This is a genomic window from Alphaproteobacteria bacterium (genome assembly GCA_019746225.1).
In the GTDB taxonomy this organism is placed as follows: domain Bacteria; phylum Pseudomonadota; class Alphaproteobacteria; order Paracaedibacterales; family VGCI01; genus VGCI01.
Genome location: JAIESE010000017.1, coordinates 20,072 through 40,678, shown reverse-complemented (window position 1 = coordinate 40,678; position 20,607 = coordinate 20,072). Strand labels below are relative to the sequence as shown.

Genomic DNA, 20,607 nt, shown 5'->3' with positions numbered 1-20,607 from the left:
TAAAGATTCTTGTCAATTCATATCAATATGGTTAAGCTGATACTCATCCGATCCAGTTTTACAAAGTCAAAATTCTAACTGGTGTTGGAATTAAAAATAAATTGTATGAACATACATGAAAAAATTAAAAGGGAAAATCAATGCTTAAACATAGAATCTTAATTAATTATTTCTGTTTTATTTTTTTCTTCCTCAGCTTCTCTCTTCCAATTCTAACAGCCGAGCCAGAAGATGGCGATATCCAAGGTTCTCATAGAGTTGTCTCTGCTCAAACACAAGATGATCCTTATAGTTTTCTACGGGATGAACCCGCCATGATGACCTCCCGAGGTCAACCAAATAGAGACAATTTAGCTTTATCCAATGTCACGGATGGTGACGCCCAAAATGGGGAAGATGTAATCGTAATCGAAAGAAGGCAACGCATCGAAGACCACTTGGGTCGCACGTTAATTCAATTAAGATTTAGCCCCACCGGCAAAAGCATTTTCCTTATCGTTACGTTTGGTATTCTCGGAGCCGCTGATTTTACAGTGGTCGATCCCTGGCTCCTCAATGTTTTGAGAAATTCAATTCCAGGGATGAATGCCCACATTCCTGTCGACAGCGTTGGAAGCTGGCTCTTAGTTGCGGGGGCCTCTGCCCCCCAATTTTTTCTTGCCGGCTTAACGTCCAAAACATTTGCAGATCGTGTCGATCGTAAAGTAACTCCTGATGCAAAGTTATTGACAAGAACTGTAACATCGACGTCTCTTCCTTGGTATGAACGAGTTGCCTATCACCCCCTCATGAACGCTGCGCAATACGCCATTTGGTGGTCCTATCTCGGTATCCAAGCCTGGGATAATGAAGGCAGGTTGACAGAAGGTTGGGCCCCATTTGTAACAAAATCCATTTTTACGGCAGCGACATTCATCTTTGTTTATTTTTGGTATACATACTTTACCTGCGACCCACTTGATAATCCTTTACATACTTACGAAGACCAAAATCTTGCCCCTTTAAGGGACGAGCTCAGTGATGCCTTTGCAATGAGATCACTTATCATAAAACGTAATGCCAATTCCCCTAATCAATTTAACGCTGAAGCCGTGGACTTGAACCTCGCTCATCACGCTCCTGCACTCGCGCCTGCCGGTGGATTTCGCCAAGTTCCCACTGACAATGAAGGCGATGAATTGGGATTGGAGGGTGAGAATGAACATCGGGAAGGTCAAGAGAGTCACGCACAAGCTCCTAGTCAAAGCTTAAACTTGAACGTTATTTCCTTTTCTCCTTTATACAATCGCCTCGTAAAGATTTCTAACCATGTATTAGATAAAGCAAAACATGTACCCAATCGGATTGTCATATGGCATCGAAGAAACAAAAAAATATCTAAAGCAGCCAGTGTTGTAATGCATGCGTTAAGCATGCCTGTGATGTTCCTTATGACAAAGTATGTATTTCAAGAAGTATCCATATTATGCACCGCGAGCCCAGGATTAGCATCCACAATTGGCTACGTTGGAGCAGGAGTATTCTCACTCCTCCAACCCTTTGTTGCTTATAAAGAAATTCCCTTGACTACCTATGAATTTCAGCTCTGGGGCAAAGGATTAGAAGCCCCCTTAATGGGTGGAAGAATATCCACAATTACATCACGCACCCTATGGATGATGTACTTAGGGTGGCCTGTTGCGGATCATTTAGTGCGTACGGTATTGCCCGCTGTTGGGATTGACAATGTACCAGCTCAAGCCTTGTTAACCACTACCTTTATTTTCCGAGTTATGCCAGGCCCTCTCAAATTTACAGATCATCTTCTGGGTGACTTTGTTGAGTGGTGCAGAGCAGGTGGCATCATGAATTTCTGGTGTTTTAACAATGTTAAATTCTGCTGTTGTGGCATTGATATGACAGGTTCTACTCGACAATTAATCGAGACTGTTCACAGGTATGAGGAATTAGATTACCAAATAAGACATATGAATGCGGAGCATGCTAGAGAGTTTTTTAACCATTTGAGCATTCGAAGAAATCTGCTTCCGATTGATGGGGATCATAGTGAATTTTCGTCTATTTCATCTCGCGATTCAGAGGCAACAGCAGTTTCGGGAGAAGGATCAGGCAGAAGATCACCCCATGATCATTCTGGTACCCAGACTGTTACGGATACTCCCCAAGTTACAGTGGAAGTGGTTCCAGTCAAACAGACTGAAGATTCAGGAAGTGAAGATGATGGTAATTGGTAATAGAGGAAGAAAGGCCCCTCTCTTCCCAAAAAATGTTTTTAGAGATGCCAGAATTGCGCCTTATCCTCTCCCCGACTCTGCTGGACACCTCAAAAAGGCCTGTAGCAGCTAGCGTATTCCCGATGATTTGTGCCGCCCCTAAACGCGTCATATACCACTGGTTCATTCTAGCAATGCGCTCCAGGCGCACATCTGTCAAAGCAAGATAAGCATGAACATCATTGCGCAATCCATATTCCAGCATACCAATGAACAACATGAAAGTAGCCTCTTTGATCAATTCCTTATGGGTACTTACCGCAGACGGTTTGGTGACAAATCGACTGCATTCCCAAACTTCTGATGAGGGAGCGAATCTATGCGAAGGATCAATGAGATGAGAAAAAATATCAACAGTTAGATTTGGCACTGTTGTTGGCATTAATCGCACGCCTGCCGTCACGCAATTGGATTGAGGAGATTTATAAATGAGGTAATGGGCTTGGTCGTGATCAAATTGATCCATTTCCTTACCTTCAATGGATTTTAAATCCCAGCCCTTTTGATCAATGAGAACTTCTTTTCGGAGTCTAAAATAATCATCAAGATATTGAGCATATATTTCTCTATTGTGGGGAGATATGGCATATAACAAATAAACACCTCTCAAATTAAATAGTCTTGAGAGTTTTTATACTAAGGAAATATTGAAATTCATAATTATATTATTGCCCATTGCTTGACAATAGGCATTACCACTGTACTTTAAGATTGTTTAATTTCCCCATGACCCGGCTTAATAAAGAAGGCAAGGATACAAGACATACAGGTGAAAAATAAGATCACCCCAAAGGCAACCTTGTAGGTGTGAAGGGAATACGCCCGAACGCCGGCAGCGGTCAATTCCCCTTCCCAGAAATAGTCGAGGACAATGCCCACGTGCTGTTGAATCATGGCTGACGCCAGGCTAACCACGCCATTTAGGAATCCAGTCATCGTGCCCGCAACTTCAGGTCCCATGATGGTACAAGCGGCAATGAAGCACAAAATCTCAGCCCCTGTAAAAATGCCAATGGCAAAGAAGAGGCTCTTTCCTTGAAGCACGGAGATATGATCAACAAAAACCAAACAGGCGAGAAGCGCAATCATCCCAAACGCGCCAATAATGACGGCTTGCTTGACAGAACCAATCACGCGACTAAACCATGCGAAAAGGGGACACCCTACGGCCGTGCCATAGTAAATGTAGGAAATCATACTTGCCGCATTCTGACGGTCAATTTCAAATTTTTCTTGCACGAAGGAGACACCCCACAAATCTGCGACTACAGAGATAGAAAGATAGATGCCCACGGCAACAAGCGCAAAGATCCAGGCTTGAGAGCTCTTAAAGACCGCAAGGATGGATTTAAATGAGGTCATTTCCTCCCCAGGCACAACTTCTTTGGCTGTTTTAGGATGGTGAGGAAGGGCAATAAAATTCAAGAATAGGACGACAGATCCAATGGCGGCAAGAATGAGCAAACTTGTCCGCCACCCTTGGCTTTCAATAAGCATGACAAGCGGACGGCCCCCCAAAAAGGCCCCAAAGGTGCCAAAGGTCGCGGTGAGTCCCATCATCAGACCTTTGCGCGCATCAGGAAACCATTCATTGATAATCTTACTGACAGAAAGAAAAGCACACGCAGAGCCGGTGCCCATCATCATGCGAGCAAGATAGGCAAAGATCAGTTGTTCAGAAGAAGCAAACAGGACAACCCCCGAAACACACAACGTAATGGAAGATAATATCATCCGGCGCGTTCCATAGTGGTCCACTAACATGCCCACGGGAATTTGCATCAATGCATAGCTATACAGAGCAAAGGAAGATAAACTGCTGAACCCAATGGCCGTCACATCGAAGGCAATCATCAAGTCGTCCTTCATGACGCTTGGGGAGACGCGGATGATGTATTGGTACAAATAGAAAAATACAGCGCACGCCCAAATGAAGTAGGCCGAGGGGAGGTGTTTGGATTTCATGAGTTTAATTTTCTCTTGGCAATTGACTCTTACCTTTTTAGTAGGTTGTCTGACGCAAAATTGCAAGATTTTTATGGACTTGTGGTTAATTTATTGGGCATCACAGGTGGTAATTTGAGGGCAATGGGGAGAAAGCGAAATGCTTTCTCCCATGAATATTCCTTATTTTTTACTTTTGTTTAATGCCTTAAGACGTTGAGAAGCATCCTCCTTAACCCCCTGTTCATAACTTGCTTCAAAAGAACTTCCTTTATGCGTACACTTTTTAAGCTTCAATGGTACACCATACCAGGAAAGCCCAAGTGGAGTGAAATCATTACCAATAAACCTAAATCGTTCTGTCGGGTTTAGTGTAATATAATCTTCTGGCAAAGGATCCGGGATAGACTCAGGGCGGGGTTCCCGTGGCAAGGAAACACCAATCAAGATCTCAATGAGCCTTTTTCTCCCTTTGGAGAGCTCGTCAAGATCCATGTGTAAGACATTGCAAATCGAAAGAAATTGAAAGGCGAGTTCTTCGTCACTGATACTTCTATCATAAATCATATCGCTCAATTGTTGGTAAAAATCATTCTCTTTAATTTTTAGCTCCAAAGCCTTAATTTCCTCTTTATGAAGGGCTTGGCGCTTTTCTAATTCATCTTTTTGGACAGTTAATCGAGCCATTCTTTCCTTGTTTTGCGATATAATGAGTTCAATTTGAGAAACTTTCTTTTTAACTTCTTCAGCACTTCCCTCTTGCATATCCTAAGCCACTTCTAAGTCGGCGGTCGCTGCTTCCAGACCTCCCAGCTCATTCACCAATTGGGCGACTTGATTGAAGCTCTCTGACAATTCACGATTTTTCACTGTTAATTCTTGACGACGTTGTTCTTCAAGGGCTGCGATCGCACTCTTTTGGTCTAGATTAATGAGAAGATCTTTTTTACCTTTCTCAAGGACAGCAATACGGGCGCGTAACGCAGTATGCTCTGCCTCTTTTTGTTCCTTCTCCCGAATCGCAGCATCCCTTTGAACTTGGGCTTCACCCAATGCTCTTCGAATAGCGTCAGAATCTTGGGCGGCACGTCTTAGATCTTCGTTATTTCTCACGAGCAATTCAATTTGCGCTTGCACAGCTTCTTGTTTTGGAACCGCAACTTTTGTAAATAGATTTTTAAAACCCCCGACCATTTCCACACCCTGAGGGTTGTTGTTCAACTCTTGCATAATTTCTTCTGGAGTTTTCGCTTGATCAGAAGCCTGAACAGAAGCCTGAACAAGGGGGACGCCGACAGATATAGAATCTTTTGGGCCTTCGTCTTCTGCAGCTTTTATTGAAAGAGCGAGAATAACAAAACTAAGAACGAATAAATACTTTTTCATGATTTCTCCTTATTTATTATTTTTCTTTGAGTGGTTTTCGTAAAATTATATTTATGTTTTCGTCATTTTGTCAATTCAGATTTTTTATCACAATCAACGAATTTGAGAAATAGATATACCGTTGACTTTGAGAATGTTAGAGGCGTTTAAAAAGGTTTTTAATTACAAATCTTCAATCCCCAATACACCAGGAAGTCCAAGCAAGTGGGAACGCGTTTCCGCTTGAATATGGTAACCAGTGGGAAGCAAAATTTGAACCTTTGGAGAAGCGTTGAAGACCACCTCTAAGCAGACACGCGCCGTCCCTTGAGGGGCTTTCATCAAAATCTCCCTCAAATGGTCTGCCTTTGCTGTTTCATCCAATCGAACGGTGATCATGCGCGTCAGCGTCTGCATCGCCTCGTCAAGGAGTTGGACGCCTTGTGCCGTCAAACGATACCCCTCCCCGCCTCGATCTCCTTCCGCTTCTTGTTTCAAAGTGGCGGATACTAAGAGAGGCTTCCCGGGTTCTAAAAGATCCCGGGATTTATTAAAGGTCTCAGAAAAGACAGCGACTTCAAAGACCCCTTGCGCGTCAGATAATTGAACAAAAGCAAATTTTTGCCCGGCCTTGGAGGTACGTTCTTGTTTTACCAACACAATGCCTGCCAATTTTACATTCGCCCCGTCCCCCATACTTTTCAGAAAATCGCTGGTCGTCACCCCCAACCGAGACAGGGAGCCCCCGTAAATATCCAAGGGATGGGCCGACAAGAAAAAGCCAAGTGCTTCAAATTCATGCTGCAATTTTTCCAAGGATCCCCAATCATTCACCTTGGGTAGATTCAAGGTGACGTTTCCTTCTGCGGCCGCAAATCCAAACAAACTATGCTGCTGACTTTGCTTTTCTTCCGCGGCCAACCCTGCATGCCTCAAGATCTGTTCTATGCTTATGAAAGTCTGCTTTCTGTTAGCATTTAAAGTATCGAAGGCCCCAGCTGCTACCAAATTTTCCAACTGTCTCTTATTCATCGCCCCATTGGCGCCAGACACGCCGACGCGATTGGCGAAGTCATTCAAATCTTTAAAGGAACCATTGGCTTTGCGTTCCTCTAGAATCTGTTTCATACCTGCATCCCCAACCCCTTTAACAGCAGCCAAGGCATAACGGATTCCCTCCTTCTCCACACTAAAATTCACCTCAGAGCCATTGATATCTGGTGGGTATAGACGAACACCCATACGTTCTAAATCCTGACGAAACACATTTAGTTTATCCGTATTGTTTTGATCATAGGTCATGGACGCGGCAAAGAATTCGAGGGGATGATTTGCTTTGAGATAAGCGGTTTGATAAGTCAACAGAGCATAGGGCGCCGAGTGCGACTTGTTGAAACCATAGCCAGCGAACTTCGCCATCTGATCAAAGATTTGGCTGGCCGCCGTTGGATTGACCCCATTTTTAACGGCCCCATCCACAAACAAAGCCCGCTGCGCATTCATTTCCGACTTGATTTTCTTACCCATCGCTCGGCGTAATAAGTCAGCAGCGCCAAGCGTATATCCGCCCAGTACCTGGGCAATTTTCATGACCTGTTCCTGGTAGACCATGACCCCATAGGTCTCTTCTAGAATGGGCTCCAGTTCCGGATGAAGATAGGTGACCTTCTCTTCCCCATGCTTACAAGCCAAGTATCGCGGAATATCATCCATAGGTCCGGGGCGATACAGGGCCACAAGGGCGATCAGGTCTTCAAAACGGTCCGGACGGAGTTTGCGCAATACATCCCGCATGCCCGCACTTTCAACCTGGAACACACCAACCGTCTCAACGCGCTGAAGTAATTCAAAGGTCTTGGGATCATCTAAAGGAATCTGGGAGATATCCATAGATACCCCATTTGACTTTAACTGCTGACAACAATTTTCAATGATAGTCAATGTCTTAAGGCCGAGGAAGTCAAACTTCAACAGACCTGCCAACTCCACATATTTCATGCTAAATTGGGTTGCGGGGAGCTCTGATCCCTCATCTTTATAAAGGGGAACCAAATCCGCCAAGGGACGATCCCCAATCACCACGCCCGCCGCATGGGTGGAGGCATGGCGATAGAGTCCCTCCAGCTTCATCCCGATATCCATCATGGAAGCAATCGCGGGATCCGAATCTCTTGCTTGGGCGAGAAGTGGCTCCATCTCCAGGGCTTGCTCCAAGGTCACGGGATTGGCTGGATTGTTGGGGACGAGTTTGGAGATGCGATCAATTTGACCATAAGGCAATTGGAGCACCCGGCCCACATCTCGCAAGACCATCTTGGCTTGCATCTTACCGAAAGTGATGATGTGAGCGACTCGATCGTCTCCATATTTCTGACGCACGTAAGTGATAACCTCATCACGGCGATCTTGACAAAAGTCGATATCGAAGTCAGGCATGGAAACGCGCTCTGGGTTCAAGAATCGTTCAAACAGCAATCCGAATCGGATGGGGTCAATGTCCGTTATCGTCAAGGCCCACGCCACCAACGAGCCAGCACCAGATCCACGCCCTGGGCCTACTGGAATTCCCTGACCTTTGGCCCATTGGATGAAGTCCGCCACGACCAGGAAATATCCTGGAAAACCCATCTTCTCAATGACGTCAATTTCATAATTGAGGCGGTTCGTATACAACTGCTGCTTTTGGGTCCGATCTTCTTCCGTATCTGTTTCCGTGTAAACCTGTCGCTCCAACCTCAGAGTGAGCCCCTTCTCTGCCATATCCCGAAGCTCTTGGGCTTCCGTGCGCCCCGATTCCGTGGGATAAGGTGGCAGAATGGGATCATGGGGAATGGGCATATAAGAACAGCGCTTGGCGATCACAACCGTATTTTGGATGGCCTCCGGCAGATCCGCGAACAAATCTACCATCTCTTCAGCAGATTTCAAATAATGATGAGGCGTCTCGCGTCGGCGATCGTCTTGATTCAGATAGCGCCCTTCAGCGATGCACAACAATGCATCATGGGCCTCATACATGTCTGGCTCATTGAAAAAGACCTCGTTCGTCGCTACCAACGGCACATCATATTGGTAAGCCAAATCAATCAGCGTCGGCTCAATTTGATCTTCAATGCTCAAGCCGTGGCGCATAATTTCCATATAGAGATGCTGGGGAAATATGGTCAAAAAATCCTTTAAAGCTTCTTCTGCAGCCGCTCTTTGTCCTTCAGAAATCAAACGTCCAATGGTTCCCTCAGGTCCCCCTGTTAAAGCAATTAACCCGGCACTTCGGGCTTTCAAATCTTCCAACGTCATTTGGGGGAGTTCGCCTGTCTGGGCATTCAGATACGTATCACTCACCAAATGAATCAGATTCCGATAGCCTTCTTCATTTTTGGCAAGGAGAATCAACTGGTCTGGCTCTGCCGGTTTCAAAGATGAAAGAGCGTTGGAAGAAGGACGGCGCACATAAACCTGGCAACCGATGATGGGCTGCACGCCACTTTCCGCACAAATCATAGAAAATTCAAGCGCCCCAAAGAGATTGGCTGTATCCGTAATGGCCACTGCGGGCATGGCAAGCTTATGGCAGGACTTGGCCAAATCTTTCAGCTTAATCGCCCCTTCTGCCAGGGAATAAGCGGTGTGAACGCGCAAATGAATAAAAGGGGTCATCGATGCAGAAGCTTCATTGGTGGAACAGTTCCTCTTTTATAGCCTGAACTGATGCGAGAGCCAAGGAGGATTGTCGTGGGGTCTGAAGATGGATGGCCGGTGCGTTTTTTTCTAAAGTAAAATACCTTGAAATTCAAGAGTCATGTTGCTAAAAATACAGAAATACTGAAGTGAAAGAGGAAATGGACTCATGAGCTCTACTTTAAACAAATTGACAATCATTATCTCGATCGCCCTCACAAGCATTTTTGCAGCACCCTCCTCCGTACAATGTATGGATATTACGGACCAAAGGACAGCCACGCAACCCCCTAAAATATCCCCTTATCAACAGATTGCCGATCAATTTGGGAATGACAAACTTCCAGAGCTCACGCCCGACCAAATCGAAGAGTTTTATGATCAGGGGTGTTGGAGCAGAGAACAAAGAGAGCTTATTAAAGGTAACCCTTCTCTCAAAGCAAAAGCTGCTCAACTCACCTTCTATGAAAAAAATAATGTTGACCCTGCATTTAAAAAAGAGGGGTTTAAATCAGGACGCGTAATCGTCGAGGCAGATGACCTCGCGGTTTTATGGGATGACAGACCTTCTTCCATGAATCCGTATAAGATCGATATGCCACCATTAGAATTGACACTTCGGAGAGGAATGACTATGTCCGCCACGGTTTACCGGCATGAGTCCCTCACGGTTTTTTGGGATGATAGACCTTCTTCTATGTCTGAGCATTCCATCGATATACCAGTACTTGATGGGGGAGCAATCACGATATCAACCTTTCAAAAACTGCCTGAGTATCTTGTAATTTTGTGGGCAACAAAGACTAGACTCTTAAATGGAATATATAAAGAAATCAATGAAATTAAAAAACGGGGGTAAAGGGAAGAAAGAAGCAATCCCTACTCTCTCAAGATCTTTAATTTTACTTTTGATCACCCTTCTCCCGTCCTAACAAGGGCACATAAGATCTTTGCCCCTTTTGGCAGCCTATATTTTGACTTTATTCAGCGTCCATACCGAAAAAGGCGTGACTATTTCGATTTACTCGTATGAATTGGTCCTGAGAGGGGCACAGAGCATGTTGTTTATGCTCAGTTAAATAGAAAACTCCTTGACTTTATAAATAGTTAAATATATATAATATTTACGAAACACTTTAATGATATAAGGATTTATTAGAATGAGCTTTAAACTAAACCATCTAACTATTGCCCTTACCCTTACAGGGATGATTATGAACGTCTCACCGTCACAAGGTGTAGAGAATGAAAAAGCCAACGTCGTGGAAGATCACAAAAAGTTATCCCTTCAGGACGCAAAAGAGCAACAAGAAAAAAACCTTGTTTTACAACGAACGGAGAAACAAGTCGTTAGCCAATCGGAGCAAAATGTTGATTCTCAAAATGTGATTAGCAGTAATGATAATGGTTCATTATGCATGGCAATTAATGTGCCATTAACGTATATTGGTCCCGACAAGACATTGCGTACAATGACTACAAGATTTCGACCCTCTGTATTTTATAAATTCTAAAATCAAGTAACCTCTTGATTCAATGAATGGCTTTTGGGGGGAATGTATATCAAATTGTCTTAGCCCCCCTCACCCCTTCTTCACAAACTCCTGATAACTCTGCAACGCTTCTACTCCCCCATAAATGAGGGGGTAAATGAGCGCTTCTTCAACGGTCAGCCAACTTGCTTCCACATGTTCCTCAAGGCTCAGATCAATGACCGGCAGCGTTTTAAAACGCGCCCGAAACCGGTAGAAGATGTAATCGTTGAGGGGACCGTGAATATAGAGCTCGCTAATTTCTTCCATCTCATCTTCAAGAATGCGTATACCAACCTCCTCAAAAACCTCCCGAACTGCGGCCTCTCGTGGGGTTTCGCCTTCGTCCAACTTGCCTCCGGGAATGCCCCACGTATCTCCTTGATGTTTATGGGAGTTTCGCTTTAGGAGAAGGATTTTGTCTTCAAATTCACAATAACACCCTGCCACACTGACCTTGGGTTGAAAACCGGGTGGAGGTTTGAAGAAGACAGTATTCATGAATGATCACTCACTAGCAAAGACCAATGGGCGTTGCATCGCTGCCACGAGAATGCCCAAAACAACCAAACATAAAAGCATCATGGCAATATAAACGGGCAAGATCGTACCGTTAAAAAACGCCCCAGCCAAGCTCACTATAATTGCTAAGGATAGGTTTCGCAACGTCGCCACCATGGAAACCGATAATCCCCGATCATCAGGAAAGATCTCAAAAGCACGGGTAGCGCAAGTTGCTACAATGAAGGGCATCGCAAAATTACTAAGGCAAAGGATTGATAAAATAATCTGGGGATTATTAGGCAATTGCTGCGTCACCAACCCTAATGCAGCAACCGTAAATCCTAAAAAGCCGATGATGCCAATTCGCAAAGCCCCTCTTATACCCAATGTAGCAATGAACCGGCGGTATACCAAGGCTCCGACAAAGTTTAAGGCAATGGGAATAGCTTGAAATAAGGAGAATTGGGAGGGTGTCATGCCAAACCCATCAATAAAGATAAAGGAGCCGTTGGCGAGGAACAACCCAGTTAAACCAATGGGCAGCGCATGGCCCAAAGCCATTAATACAAACTCCCGATCCGTCAACAATAACTTACCCTTCCTCAGAAGTTCTCTCATACCACCAAGGTTAGCGCTATCACCTCTTCTTATCGTTTCAGGGAGAAGCACTCGTAAGATTACCGCGATAGAAAGCATTGCCAAAAAATTCAGAATAAAACAAGATCGCCACCCAAAATATTCCATAGATAAAGCACCAACAATGGGGGAAATTGCAAAGGTAATGGGGAAAAGAGATCCATAAATGGCCATATAACGGGCGTATTGAATTCCATGAAACATGTCCGCCACAATAACGACCGCAACAATACTAATTCCGCCTGTACCGATCGATTGAACGAGACGACTCCAAGCGAAAGAGTCGATGGTATCGGCGATGCAACACCCGAGACCACCGGTTAAGAAAAAAACCAGAGATATAAAGAAAATCTTCCTCCGCCCGTAGGTATCACTTAAGCGGCCAAAAAAGAGTCCCACAACCGCACTGGTTAAAGGGCCTATCATCAAAGTGAGCTGGAGGAGATATTCAGACGTACCAAAATAATCGCGCATCTGGGGTAATGCGGGGAGAAAGATGTCCATACTGGATACCATGATCACAACACAAACCATAATCAATCGCGCAAGGAGAGTGCGTCTTTCTAAACTGAGTTCTTCCACAACCTAAACTCCCTTACACGTTGAAGCGGAAATGGAATACATCGCCATCTTTCACAAGGTAATCACGACCCTCAAGGCGGAGTTTACCGGCAGTCTTTGCCCCTGCTTCTCCCCCACAGGCCACATAGTCTTCATAAGGAATGGTCTCGGCACAAATAAATCCACGTTCGAAATCCGTATGAATCTCCCCCGCCGCCTGGGGACCCTTTGCCCCTTGATGGGTTGTCCAAGCCCGCGCTTCCTTAGGCCCTACGGTGAAGAAGGTTAAGAGATTGAGCAAACCGTACCCTTCACGAATGACGCGCTTCAGACCGGTTTCTTTAAGCCCGAGCGTTTCGAGAAAGTCTTGTTGATCTTGTGGATTATCAAGGGCGGACACTTCAGCTTCTATGGCAGCGGAGATCACAACCGCACGCGCATCGTGGGTCGCCGCATAGTCAGAGACTTTCTTGGTCCACTCATTACCTGTCGCCGCTTCCGCTTCCGATACGTTGCACACATAAAGCATGGGTTTGGCTGAGAGAAGTTCAAGCTGTTTAAAATGATCCGCCTCATCTTTAGAGTAGGTCATTGTTTTGGCAGGTTTGCCTTGTTCAAGGTGAGTCTTCGCGCGCTCCGCCAAATCCAGAAGCGCTTTGGCTTCCACGTCTCCGCCTTTGGCCTTTTTCGCCATCGCCTGCATGCGTCGATCCAAACTTTCCAAGTCTGCCAGCATCAATTCCGTCTCAATGGTTGTCAGGTCCCGAATCGGGTCAACACTGCCATCCACATGGGTGATGTCATCATTTTCAAAACAGCGCAAGACGTGGATAACCGCATCAACGCCCCGAATGTGCCCTAAGAATTGGTTGCCGAGGCCCTCCCCCTTGCTGGCACCGCGGACAAGGCCGGCAATGTCAACGAACTCAAGCTGGGTTGGGATAATCTTTTGAGAGCCCGCAATTTCGGCCAATTTGTCGAGACGCGGGTCTGGAACACCAACACGGCCGACGTTGGGCTCAATGGTACAAAATGGATAGTTGGCCGCTTCTGCAGCTGCCGTTGCTGTTAACGCATTAAACAAGGTGGATTTGCCCACATTCGGCAGACCCACAATTCCACAATTAAATCCCATGATATTTACTCTAATGAAGGGCCAATCTTACAACAACTTGTAAGCGATACTGCGCCAATATGCAATTGTTTTAGAAAGGAAGAGGGGCAAGACGAATAGGCATTGTCCTACTTACCAAAAACCCCCACACCGTTAAGGAGTGGGGGCTTGAGATAAATCCAGGATCGTTAAATCCTAATCTTCTGATTCATCCATAGAACTATTCCCAGACTCTGCAAGGGCACCTCTTCTTTTGAGAAGAGCTGCCCTCTTCTTATTTTCGAGTTCTGCTGCTGGGTCCAAGGCAGGTTGGGCTGCCTCCGGTTTTTTCTCGATGTGGAGCGCCCCACCTGGCAGTGTTGCTGGGGCAGGTGGGGGTGGAGGTGGAGGTGGTGGAGGCGCACCTACTTCATGCAGAGGCTCAGCTGCTGCTTGTTCATGGGCAACTTTTTCTTTCTTTCTCTTTCCTCCCAACGACAGTGTGGGAACACCTTCAGCCTTGGGTTTAACACCCCAGTGTGAAGTTTTGGGTGAGGTTGCCGGAGAGGTTGTAGGAGAGGTTGCCGGAGAGGTTGTAGGAGAGGTTGTAGGAGTATGCATTTTTTCAAAATGCTTCGATGCATCAATCATAGCCTCCAATTGACGTAGGTCCTTTTGAGGACATCCTTTAGCCACATGCGGCTCCATCATGGCTTGGAGTGCTTCAGGGGTCGGTATTTGATTATGTTCAATTTTCTCCCCGAGAATTCCTTTGAGCTTATCCATCTCGATCTTACACTTCTCCAAATTTATTTCGTGTTCTCTGTGAGCTGTTTCACAGGCTTTAAAATGCTTAGGTTGTTGGGTCTCGCATTTCATTTTGAATTCATTGTAGAAATTCAAATCTGTTGCACATCTTTCTGACTTTTTTGCTAATTTTGCACAACTAATCTTGCCCCCTACTGCACTTGTGTCACTCATAAGACCAGCCATAACGAAACCAACAGTGGTCATAAGCTTTATTGTTTTTTGGTTCACATTACTCATTTTTAACTCCTAACTATATTTCCCTTCAGTTTTAATTATCTCCCCCTTTTGTTGATAAATTATTAATTTATTTAAAATTATAATGAGTCAGAGGACTAATACGAGGGTGTCTGAATGCAAAAGATCCTGAAGCAGCTTGAAGCGAAGCGTACCGCTTGCCATCTCGGTGGCGGGCAAGAACGCATCGATCGTCAGCATGGAAAGGGAAAACTCACCGCACGGGAGCGTCTCGATGTTCTCCTTGACGAAGGATCTTTTGAAGAATGGGGGATGTTTGTTGAGCATCGCTCGAAAGATTTTGGACTCGATAAACAAACGATCCCCGGGGATGGTGTTGTCACTGGGTACGGCACAATCAACGGTCGCCTGGTCTTTGTATTCTCCCAAGATTTTACGGTATTTGGTGGATCTCTGAGTGAATCCCATGCTGAAAAAATTGCTAAGATCATGGATAAAGCCATGCAGGTGGGAGCACCTCTCATTGGCCTGAACGACTCAGGAGGTGCCCGCATTCAAGAAGGTGTTGATTCTCTTGCCGGTTATGCAGAAGTCTTCCAACGTAATGTCCTCGCCTCAGGTGTTATCCCCCAGTTGTCCTTGATTATGGGCCCCTGCGCAGGTGGCGCCGTTTATTCCCCTGCCATGACAGATTTTATTTTTATGGTAAAACCCACGGCCTATATGTTTGTGACAGGTCCGGATGTGGTCAAGACTGTAACAAATGAGACCGTAACAGCGGAGGATCTCGGCGGTGCTGCCATGCACACCTCTCAGTCCGGTGTTGCTGATTTGGCTTGTGCGGATGATATTGAGACCCTAATGCAGGCACGTCGATTGATTGACTTCTTGCCTTTGTCAAACCGCGAAGCGCCTCCAAATCGCAAAACGGCTGATCCTTCAAATCGGATAAATCCAGCTTTGGACACGCTTGTCCCTAAGAACTCCAACCTGCCCTACGACATGAAAGAGCTTATCTTGAGCATTGTCGATGATGGTGACTTCTTCGAGCTCCAACCAGACTTTGCGCCGAATATTCTCATCGGGTTTGGACGCCTAGAAGGGCAGACTGTCGCCATTGTTGCGAATCAACCCATGGTTCTGGCCGGTTGTCTCGATATCAATGCCTCGAGAAAGGCGGCACGATTTGTTCGTTTTTGCGACTGCTTTAACATTCCCATTATCACTTTTGTAGATGTTCCTGGGTTCTTACCCGGGGTCGAACAAGAGCAAGGCGGCATCATTAAACACGGGGCAAAATTGCTCTTTGCTTATGCGGAAGCCACAGTTCCCAAAGTGACGGTAATTACTCGAAAAGCCTATGGAGGGGCTTATGATGTGATGAGTTCCAAGCATATTCGGGGCGACGTTAATTTTGCTTGGCCAACGGCTGAAATAGCCGTCATGGGACCGAAGGGCGCGGTTGAAATTATCTTTCGGGGAGACTTAGTCTCGCCGGAACAAACAGCCGCACGTGTAGAAGAATATCGGGACAAATTTTCCAATCCGTTCATTGCGGCCCACCGGGGATTTATCGATGACATCATCCTCCCCCAAACAACCCGATTACGATTGTGTCGCTCTTTGAAAATGCTGGCCAACAAAGCCCTTGTCAACCCGCAGAAGAAACATGACAATATTCCATTATAGGGCTAGCTTATCTTGTTATTTTTGGTAATATAGAATCAATTAGATTAATTTTTTAGGGAGATTGCAAATGGACAAAGAAACTCAAGTTCGGGAACGTGTTCGTGAACTACGTCTTTATTACACAAACCTCGTTGTTTACGCAGGTGTTTCTGCCGGGTGTATTCTCGTTTGGTTGTTGAATGGCGCTGGGGCATTTTGGCCCATTTGGCCGATCATGGCCTTTGGTATTGCAGCAGGCTTGCAAGGAGCACGTCTTGGTCAATTGAAAGCCTTGGAAGAATATTTTCCTTTCTTGAGTCCTGAGTGGGAAGAAACCCAAGTCAAGACGATGCTGAAAAAAAGCTCAAAGGATGACAAGAAGACAAAATCTGGTGGAAAATCTATCGAAGATTTAGACTAGATTTCTTGTTTCGGAAGATCCTCATTGCCAATCGGGGGGAGATTGCCTGCCGAATTATGAGAACCTGTCAGCGACTGGGGATCGAAACCGTTGCCGTTTACTCAGAAGCAGATGCTCAAGCCTTACACGTCGATATGGCCGATGAAGCTTTCTTTGTCGGCCCTTCTCCCGCCTCTCAAAGTTATCTCGATTCCCATGAGATCATAACAGTAGCCTTAAAATCCGGGGTAGAAGCTATTCACCCTGGTTATGGTTTCTTATCGGAAAGCGCTGATTTTGCACGCGCCGTTGAAGCAGCTGGCCTCGTCTTTATTGGCCCCCGGCCCGATGTTATACGCATGATGGGCGACAAACTCGAAGCCAAAGCCATCGCGCGCACAGCTAACATATCCCTGCTTCCCGGTAGCAATGCCCCTGTCACGACGGCTGAGGAAGTGAAAATCCTTGGGAATGACCTTGGGTATCCGATTCTCTTAAAGGCCGCTGCCGGTGGTGGGGGAAAAGGAATGCGCATTATCTCTGACCCAAGCCAAATTGACGATGGGTTGGAGCGCACCATCCATGAAGCCCTCTCGAGTTTTGGAGATGGGCGCGTCTTTGTTGAAAAATATATAGAAGTCCCTCGTCATATCGAAATTCAAATTTTGGGGGATCACCACGGGAACATCGTGCATTTAGGGGAACGAGATTGTTCCTTGCAACGGCGCCACCAAAAGGTCATTGAGGAGTCCCCTAGCCCCTTCATGACACCAGAGCTGCGCGAAGCCATGACAACACAAGCAGTCGCCTTGGCTCGTCAGGTGGGCTATAGTTCTGCCGGCACCATAGAATTTGTGGTGGCACGCGATCAAAACTTCTACTTCCTTGAGATGAATACACGATTGCAGGTTGAGCATCCCGTAACGGAGATGATTACCGGAATCGATCTTGTTGAACAAATGATTCGGATATCCGCTGATGAGACCCTCCCCTTCACCCAATCTCAAATTTCCTTTTCCGGTCATGCGGTGGAGGCCCGCCTTTATGCAGAAGATGCCGAGCAAGACTTCATGCCCTGCAGTGGGCGCATCACCCGATTTGACTTGCCCTTAAAGGAGAATTTACGCCTGGATACGGGCGTAGAAGCTGGTTCTGATATCAGCATCTATTATGACCCGATGATTGCCAAACTTATCTCCTGGGCACCAAAGCGGAACCAAGCAATCGACCAACTCCAACAAGCGTTAGCGACAATTATCATTGAAGGTCCTACCCACAATGCTGGGTTTCTGGAACGACTGCTGTTGCACTCTAAAGTAAAAGGAGGCGATTTTACGACCGCCTTTATTCAGGAAGAGATGACCCCAGGTCTACCGATCGCTCCCAAAGGATTAATCCCCGCCATTGCAGCGTCCATCCATCATCAGGCATACACGGAAAATCCTTCTGAAGAGTGGGTCATTGTGGACAATGGTGAAGGGACCTTTACCAGCCTTAAAGATGGGGCGGTTCAGGTGGAAGGGACACCTTTTGATCTTGATCTTCAGTGGTCTGCGCGTGAAAGGCGCTTTACAGCCAAGAGCAAGGAACAGTCTTATTACGGCCAGGTTCGCCTGACCACCATGGGGCTCAATTTGTCATTATTAGGAACGCAGCATCGCCTTCAAGTGATGACCCCCAAAGTATGGGATTTGTATACTCATGTGCGCCCTCCAGAAAAGGCCCCTGAGAATCTGACGGTCACAGCGCCCATGCCGGGCATCTTAATCTCCTTACCGATTACGGTGGGAGACAGGGTTAAATCAGGACAAACTCTTCTTGTGATCGAAGCCATGAAAATGGAAAATGCTTTAAAATCTCCCGCGGAGGCCATCGTGATGGAGATCTACGTAACCCCCGGTGAAACCCTGACGCGTAATCAGCTTCTTGTTACGTTGGGATAGTGTTTTTGAACGTACAAGAGGTCGCAACATGCCGCGACGAAGTTGAGGCATGGGGCGGGTGAGGGGTATGAGAGATGCCGTATATTGTAAACAAATACGGTCATTGCCACGTCCTTTCAGCACATCGTGCTCAAACTCCTCGAAATGACATGATTGTTTAAATAATGAGAAACATCTCATTGACAGCTAAAGGTATATGAAGATTCGTTTTAGTTTTCTCACTTTTTGTTATCATGTTCATTAAATTCTATGACCTCACCCCCTATTCTTTTTGATTTAAGATGTTGGCTAATATATGTTATAGTCCCTAAAAGGCATTAAAATTGTGCTTGAATATGTAAATTTTGAAGGGAGGATTTAATACGTGGCAGATGAGCGTTTTTATCAAAACACAGGACCCTACACCATTCAAGATCTGGCCGCCCTATGCGGCGCATCCTTGGGCCCAAACGTTGATCCCAACCAAGTTATTACGGATGTTTCACCATTGCACAAAGCCAATGCGGGACACATCTCATGCCTTCACAATCCCAAATATATTGACCAATTCAAACAAACCAAGGCTTCGGCTTGCTTGGTTTCTCCTGAATTCGAAAAATATGCCCCCAAAGGGCTAACGCTTCTTGTATCTTCTCAACCCTATCGGGCCTATGGTCAAGTGGCGGCTTTATTTTACCCCTCTATAAGAAAGGAGGGGGGGATTTCTCCTCAAGCCTCCGTCCACTCAACAGCAAAGATTGGCAAAAATTGCTATATTGGTCCATTTGCGGTCATTCAAGCGAATGTCATCGTTGGAGAGGGTTGTGAAATTGGCTCGAATACTGTGATTGATACAGGCTGTGAGCTGGGCAAAGAATGCACCATCGCCCCCAACGTCACCATCAGTCATGCCATCCTCGGAAAACGTGTCGTCGTCAAACCAGGTGCCCGCATCGGACAAAGAGGTTTTGGCTTCCATATGGATGAAGATGGTCATTTGAATATCCCCCAATTGGGGCGGGTGATCATCGGGGATGAGGTGGAAATCGGCTCCAACACAACGATTGATCGAGGGGCCGAAGCAGATACCATCATTGGTTGTGGCACAAGGCTTGATAATTTAGTCCAAATAGCCCATAACGTGGAAGTGGGTGAAAACTGTGTGATGGTTGCCCAATCGGGGATTGCGGGCAGCTCCCAATTGGGTCGTTTTGTCGTTGTGGCAGGGCAAGTTGGCATTGCTGGTCACCTTCATGTTGGCGATGGGGCCAAGATCGCGGCCCAAAGTGGCGTCATGCGGGATATTGGAAAAGGTGAAATCGTTGCCGGTTATCCATCCGTTTCCGTTCGGGATTGGCACCGCCAAACAATTGCGCTCAAAAGACTTACTGAAAAAGGAAATTAATAATGACTCAATCAACAGTAATTGTTCATGACTTTCAAAAAGGAGCCGACACCATGAAGGATCCAAAATCTGTTAACACTATTGATGTTAATGAAATTATGTCTCTCATCCCCCATCGGCATCCGATGTTACTCATTGACCGAGTTGAAGATATTCAGCTGGGCTTGAGCGCTGTTGGGGTAAAAAATGTCTCCATCAATGAGTGGTACTTCCAAGGGCATTTTCCGGGAAAGCCGATTTTGCCGGGCGTCCTCATTGTTGAAGCTATGGCCCAAACAGCCGCTGTTTTGGTGATGAAGTCCAATGGTGCTGATGACAACAAACTTGTCTATTTCATGTCCGTTGAAGAAGCCAAATTCCGCAAACCCGTTGTCCCTGGTGATGTCTTAAAATTGAAAGTCTCTAAAGATAAAAGCCGCGGCAATGTCTGGAAATTTAAAGGCGATGCTTATGTGGACGACGTTCTGGTTGCCGAAGCCTCCTTTGCCGCGATGATTGTGGATCGGTAGGGGGTTGTTTGGGAGGGATATGCAAGATATTTGCCCATTCATACAACACACGAGCCATCATCGAGAAGAGTCACGCCGTAGCATTTTGCAAAGGCGGACGACTTGCTATGAC

Annotated in this window: 16 protein-coding genes and 1 pseudogene; 8 read left to right on the top strand and 9 right to left on the bottom strand. The window is 46.0% G+C overall.

Going from position 1 to position 20,607, the window contains the following annotated elements; translation table 11 throughout:
• The first annotated feature begins 140 nt into the window (after positions 1-140).
• Positions 141-2,234: a hypothetical protein gene (locus K2Y18_03440; GenBank protein MBX9804792.1), complete on the top strand. Its 2,094-nt coding sequence runs from the start codon at positions 141-143 to the stop codon at positions 2,232-2,234.
• Here the strand turns inward: K2Y18_03440 and K2Y18_03435 are convergent.
• From K2Y18_03435 to dnaE, 5 genes are all read right to left on the bottom strand, one after another.
• Positions 2,188-2,868: a hypothetical protein gene (locus K2Y18_03435; GenBank protein ID MBX9804791.1), complete on the bottom strand. Its 681-nt coding sequence runs from the start codon at positions 2,866-2,868 to the stop codon at positions 2,188-2,190. The genes K2Y18_03440 and K2Y18_03435 overlap by 47 nt on opposite strands.
• 110 nt (positions 2,869-2,978) lie before the next feature.
• Complete coding sequence (locus tag K2Y18_03430) at positions 2,979-4,238, bottom strand: MFS transporter (protein ID MBX9804790.1); 1,260 nt, start codon at positions 4,236-4,238, stop codon at positions 2,979-2,981.
• A 162-nt stretch (positions 4,239-4,400) separates the two neighbouring features.
• Entirely contained in the window at positions 4,401-4,904 is a 504-nt protein-coding gene (locus K2Y18_03425) for a hypothetical protein (protein ID MBX9804789.1), read from the bottom strand.
• Positions 4,905-4,985: 81 nt separating this feature from the next.
• Positions 4,986-5,603 (bottom strand): hypothetical protein, encoded by a 618-nt coding sequence (locus tag K2Y18_03420; GenBank protein ID MBX9804788.1) that lies wholly within the window; start codon positions 5,601-5,603, stop codon positions 4,986-4,988.
• A 162-nt stretch (positions 5,604-5,765) separates the two neighbouring features.
• Positions 5,766-9,239, bottom strand: a complete 3,474-nt coding sequence (gene dnaE / locus K2Y18_03415) for a DNA polymerase III subunit alpha (protein ID MBX9804787.1) — start codon at positions 9,237-9,239, stop codon at positions 5,766-5,768.
• 190 nt (positions 9,240-9,429) lie between these two features.
• On the opposite strand from dnaE, the gene K2Y18_03410 reads away from it, so the two are divergent.
• Together K2Y18_03410 and K2Y18_03405 are read left to right on the top strand one after the other, a co-directional pair.
• The gene (locus tag K2Y18_03410; GenBank protein ID MBX9804786.1) at positions 9,430-10,119 is read left to right on the top strand and encodes a hypothetical protein; all 690 of its coding nucleotides are present in this window, start codon (positions 9,430-9,432) and stop codon (positions 10,117-10,119) included.
• A gap of 301 nt (positions 10,120-10,420) precedes the next feature.
• The gene (locus tag K2Y18_03405; GenBank protein ID MBX9804785.1) at positions 10,421-10,774 is read left to right on the top strand and encodes a hypothetical protein; all 354 of its coding nucleotides are present in this window, start codon (positions 10,421-10,423) and stop codon (positions 10,772-10,774) included.
• Positions 10,775-10,843: 69 nt separating this feature from the next.
• Here K2Y18_03405 and K2Y18_03400 read toward each other — a convergent pair whose 3' ends face one another.
• The 4 genes from K2Y18_03400 to K2Y18_03385 form a co-directional block, all read right to left on the bottom strand.
• The gene (locus K2Y18_03400; protein MBX9804784.1) at positions 10,844-11,293 is read right to left on the bottom strand and encodes an NUDIX hydrolase; all 450 of its coding nucleotides are present in this window, start codon (positions 11,291-11,293) and stop codon (positions 10,844-10,846) included.
• Between the two features lie 6 nt (positions 11,294-11,299).
• Complete coding sequence (locus K2Y18_03395; GenBank protein MBX9804783.1) at positions 11,300-12,514, bottom strand: MFS transporter; 1,215 nt, start codon at positions 12,512-12,514, stop codon at positions 11,300-11,302.
• Positions 12,515-12,527: 13 nt separating this feature from the next.
• The gene (ychF, locus tag K2Y18_03390) at positions 12,528-13,628 is read right to left on the bottom strand and encodes a redox-regulated ATPase YchF (protein MBX9804782.1); all 1,101 of its coding nucleotides are present in this window, start codon (positions 13,626-13,628) and stop codon (positions 12,528-12,530) included.
• A gap of 174 nt (positions 13,629-13,802) precedes the next feature.
• Positions 13,803-14,633 (bottom strand): hypothetical protein, encoded by an 831-nt coding sequence (locus K2Y18_03385; protein ID MBX9804781.1) that lies wholly within the window; start codon positions 14,631-14,633, stop codon positions 13,803-13,805.
• Between the two features lie 114 nt (positions 14,634-14,747).
• Between K2Y18_03385 and K2Y18_03380 the strand changes: the two genes are divergently transcribed.
• The 5 genes and pseudogenes from K2Y18_03380 to fabZ all read left to right on the top strand — a co-directional run bounded on the left by K2Y18_03380 (position 14,748) and on the right by fabZ (position 20,495).
• A complete protein-coding gene (locus K2Y18_03380) occupies positions 14,748-16,280 on the top strand; it encodes an acyl-CoA carboxylase subunit beta (protein MBX9804780.1) in 1,533 nt (510 codons plus the stop codon).
• 67 nt (positions 16,281-16,347) lie between these two features.
• Positions 16,348-16,680, top strand: coding sequence for a 2TM domain-containing protein (locus K2Y18_03375; GenBank protein ID MBX9804779.1), 333 nt, complete (start codon positions 16,348-16,350; stop codon positions 16,678-16,680).
• An 11-nt stretch (positions 16,681-16,691) separates the two neighbouring features.
• A pseudogene (locus tag K2Y18_03370) lies at positions 16,692-18,602 on the top strand (acetyl-CoA carboxylase biotin carboxylase subunit).
• Positions 18,603-18,966: 364 nt separating this feature from the next.
• On the top strand, positions 18,967-19,986 hold the full coding sequence (gene lpxD, locus K2Y18_03365; GenBank protein MBX9804778.1) for a UDP-3-O-(3-hydroxymyristoyl)glucosamine N-acyltransferase: 1,020 nt from the start codon (positions 18,967-18,969) through the stop codon (positions 19,984-19,986).
• A 53-nt stretch (positions 19,987-20,039) separates the two neighbouring features.
• Complete coding sequence (gene fabZ / locus K2Y18_03360) at positions 20,040-20,495, top strand: 3-hydroxyacyl-ACP dehydratase FabZ (protein MBX9804777.1); 456 nt, start codon at positions 20,040-20,042, stop codon at positions 20,493-20,495.
• Positions 20,496-20,607 lie beyond the last annotated feature (112 nt).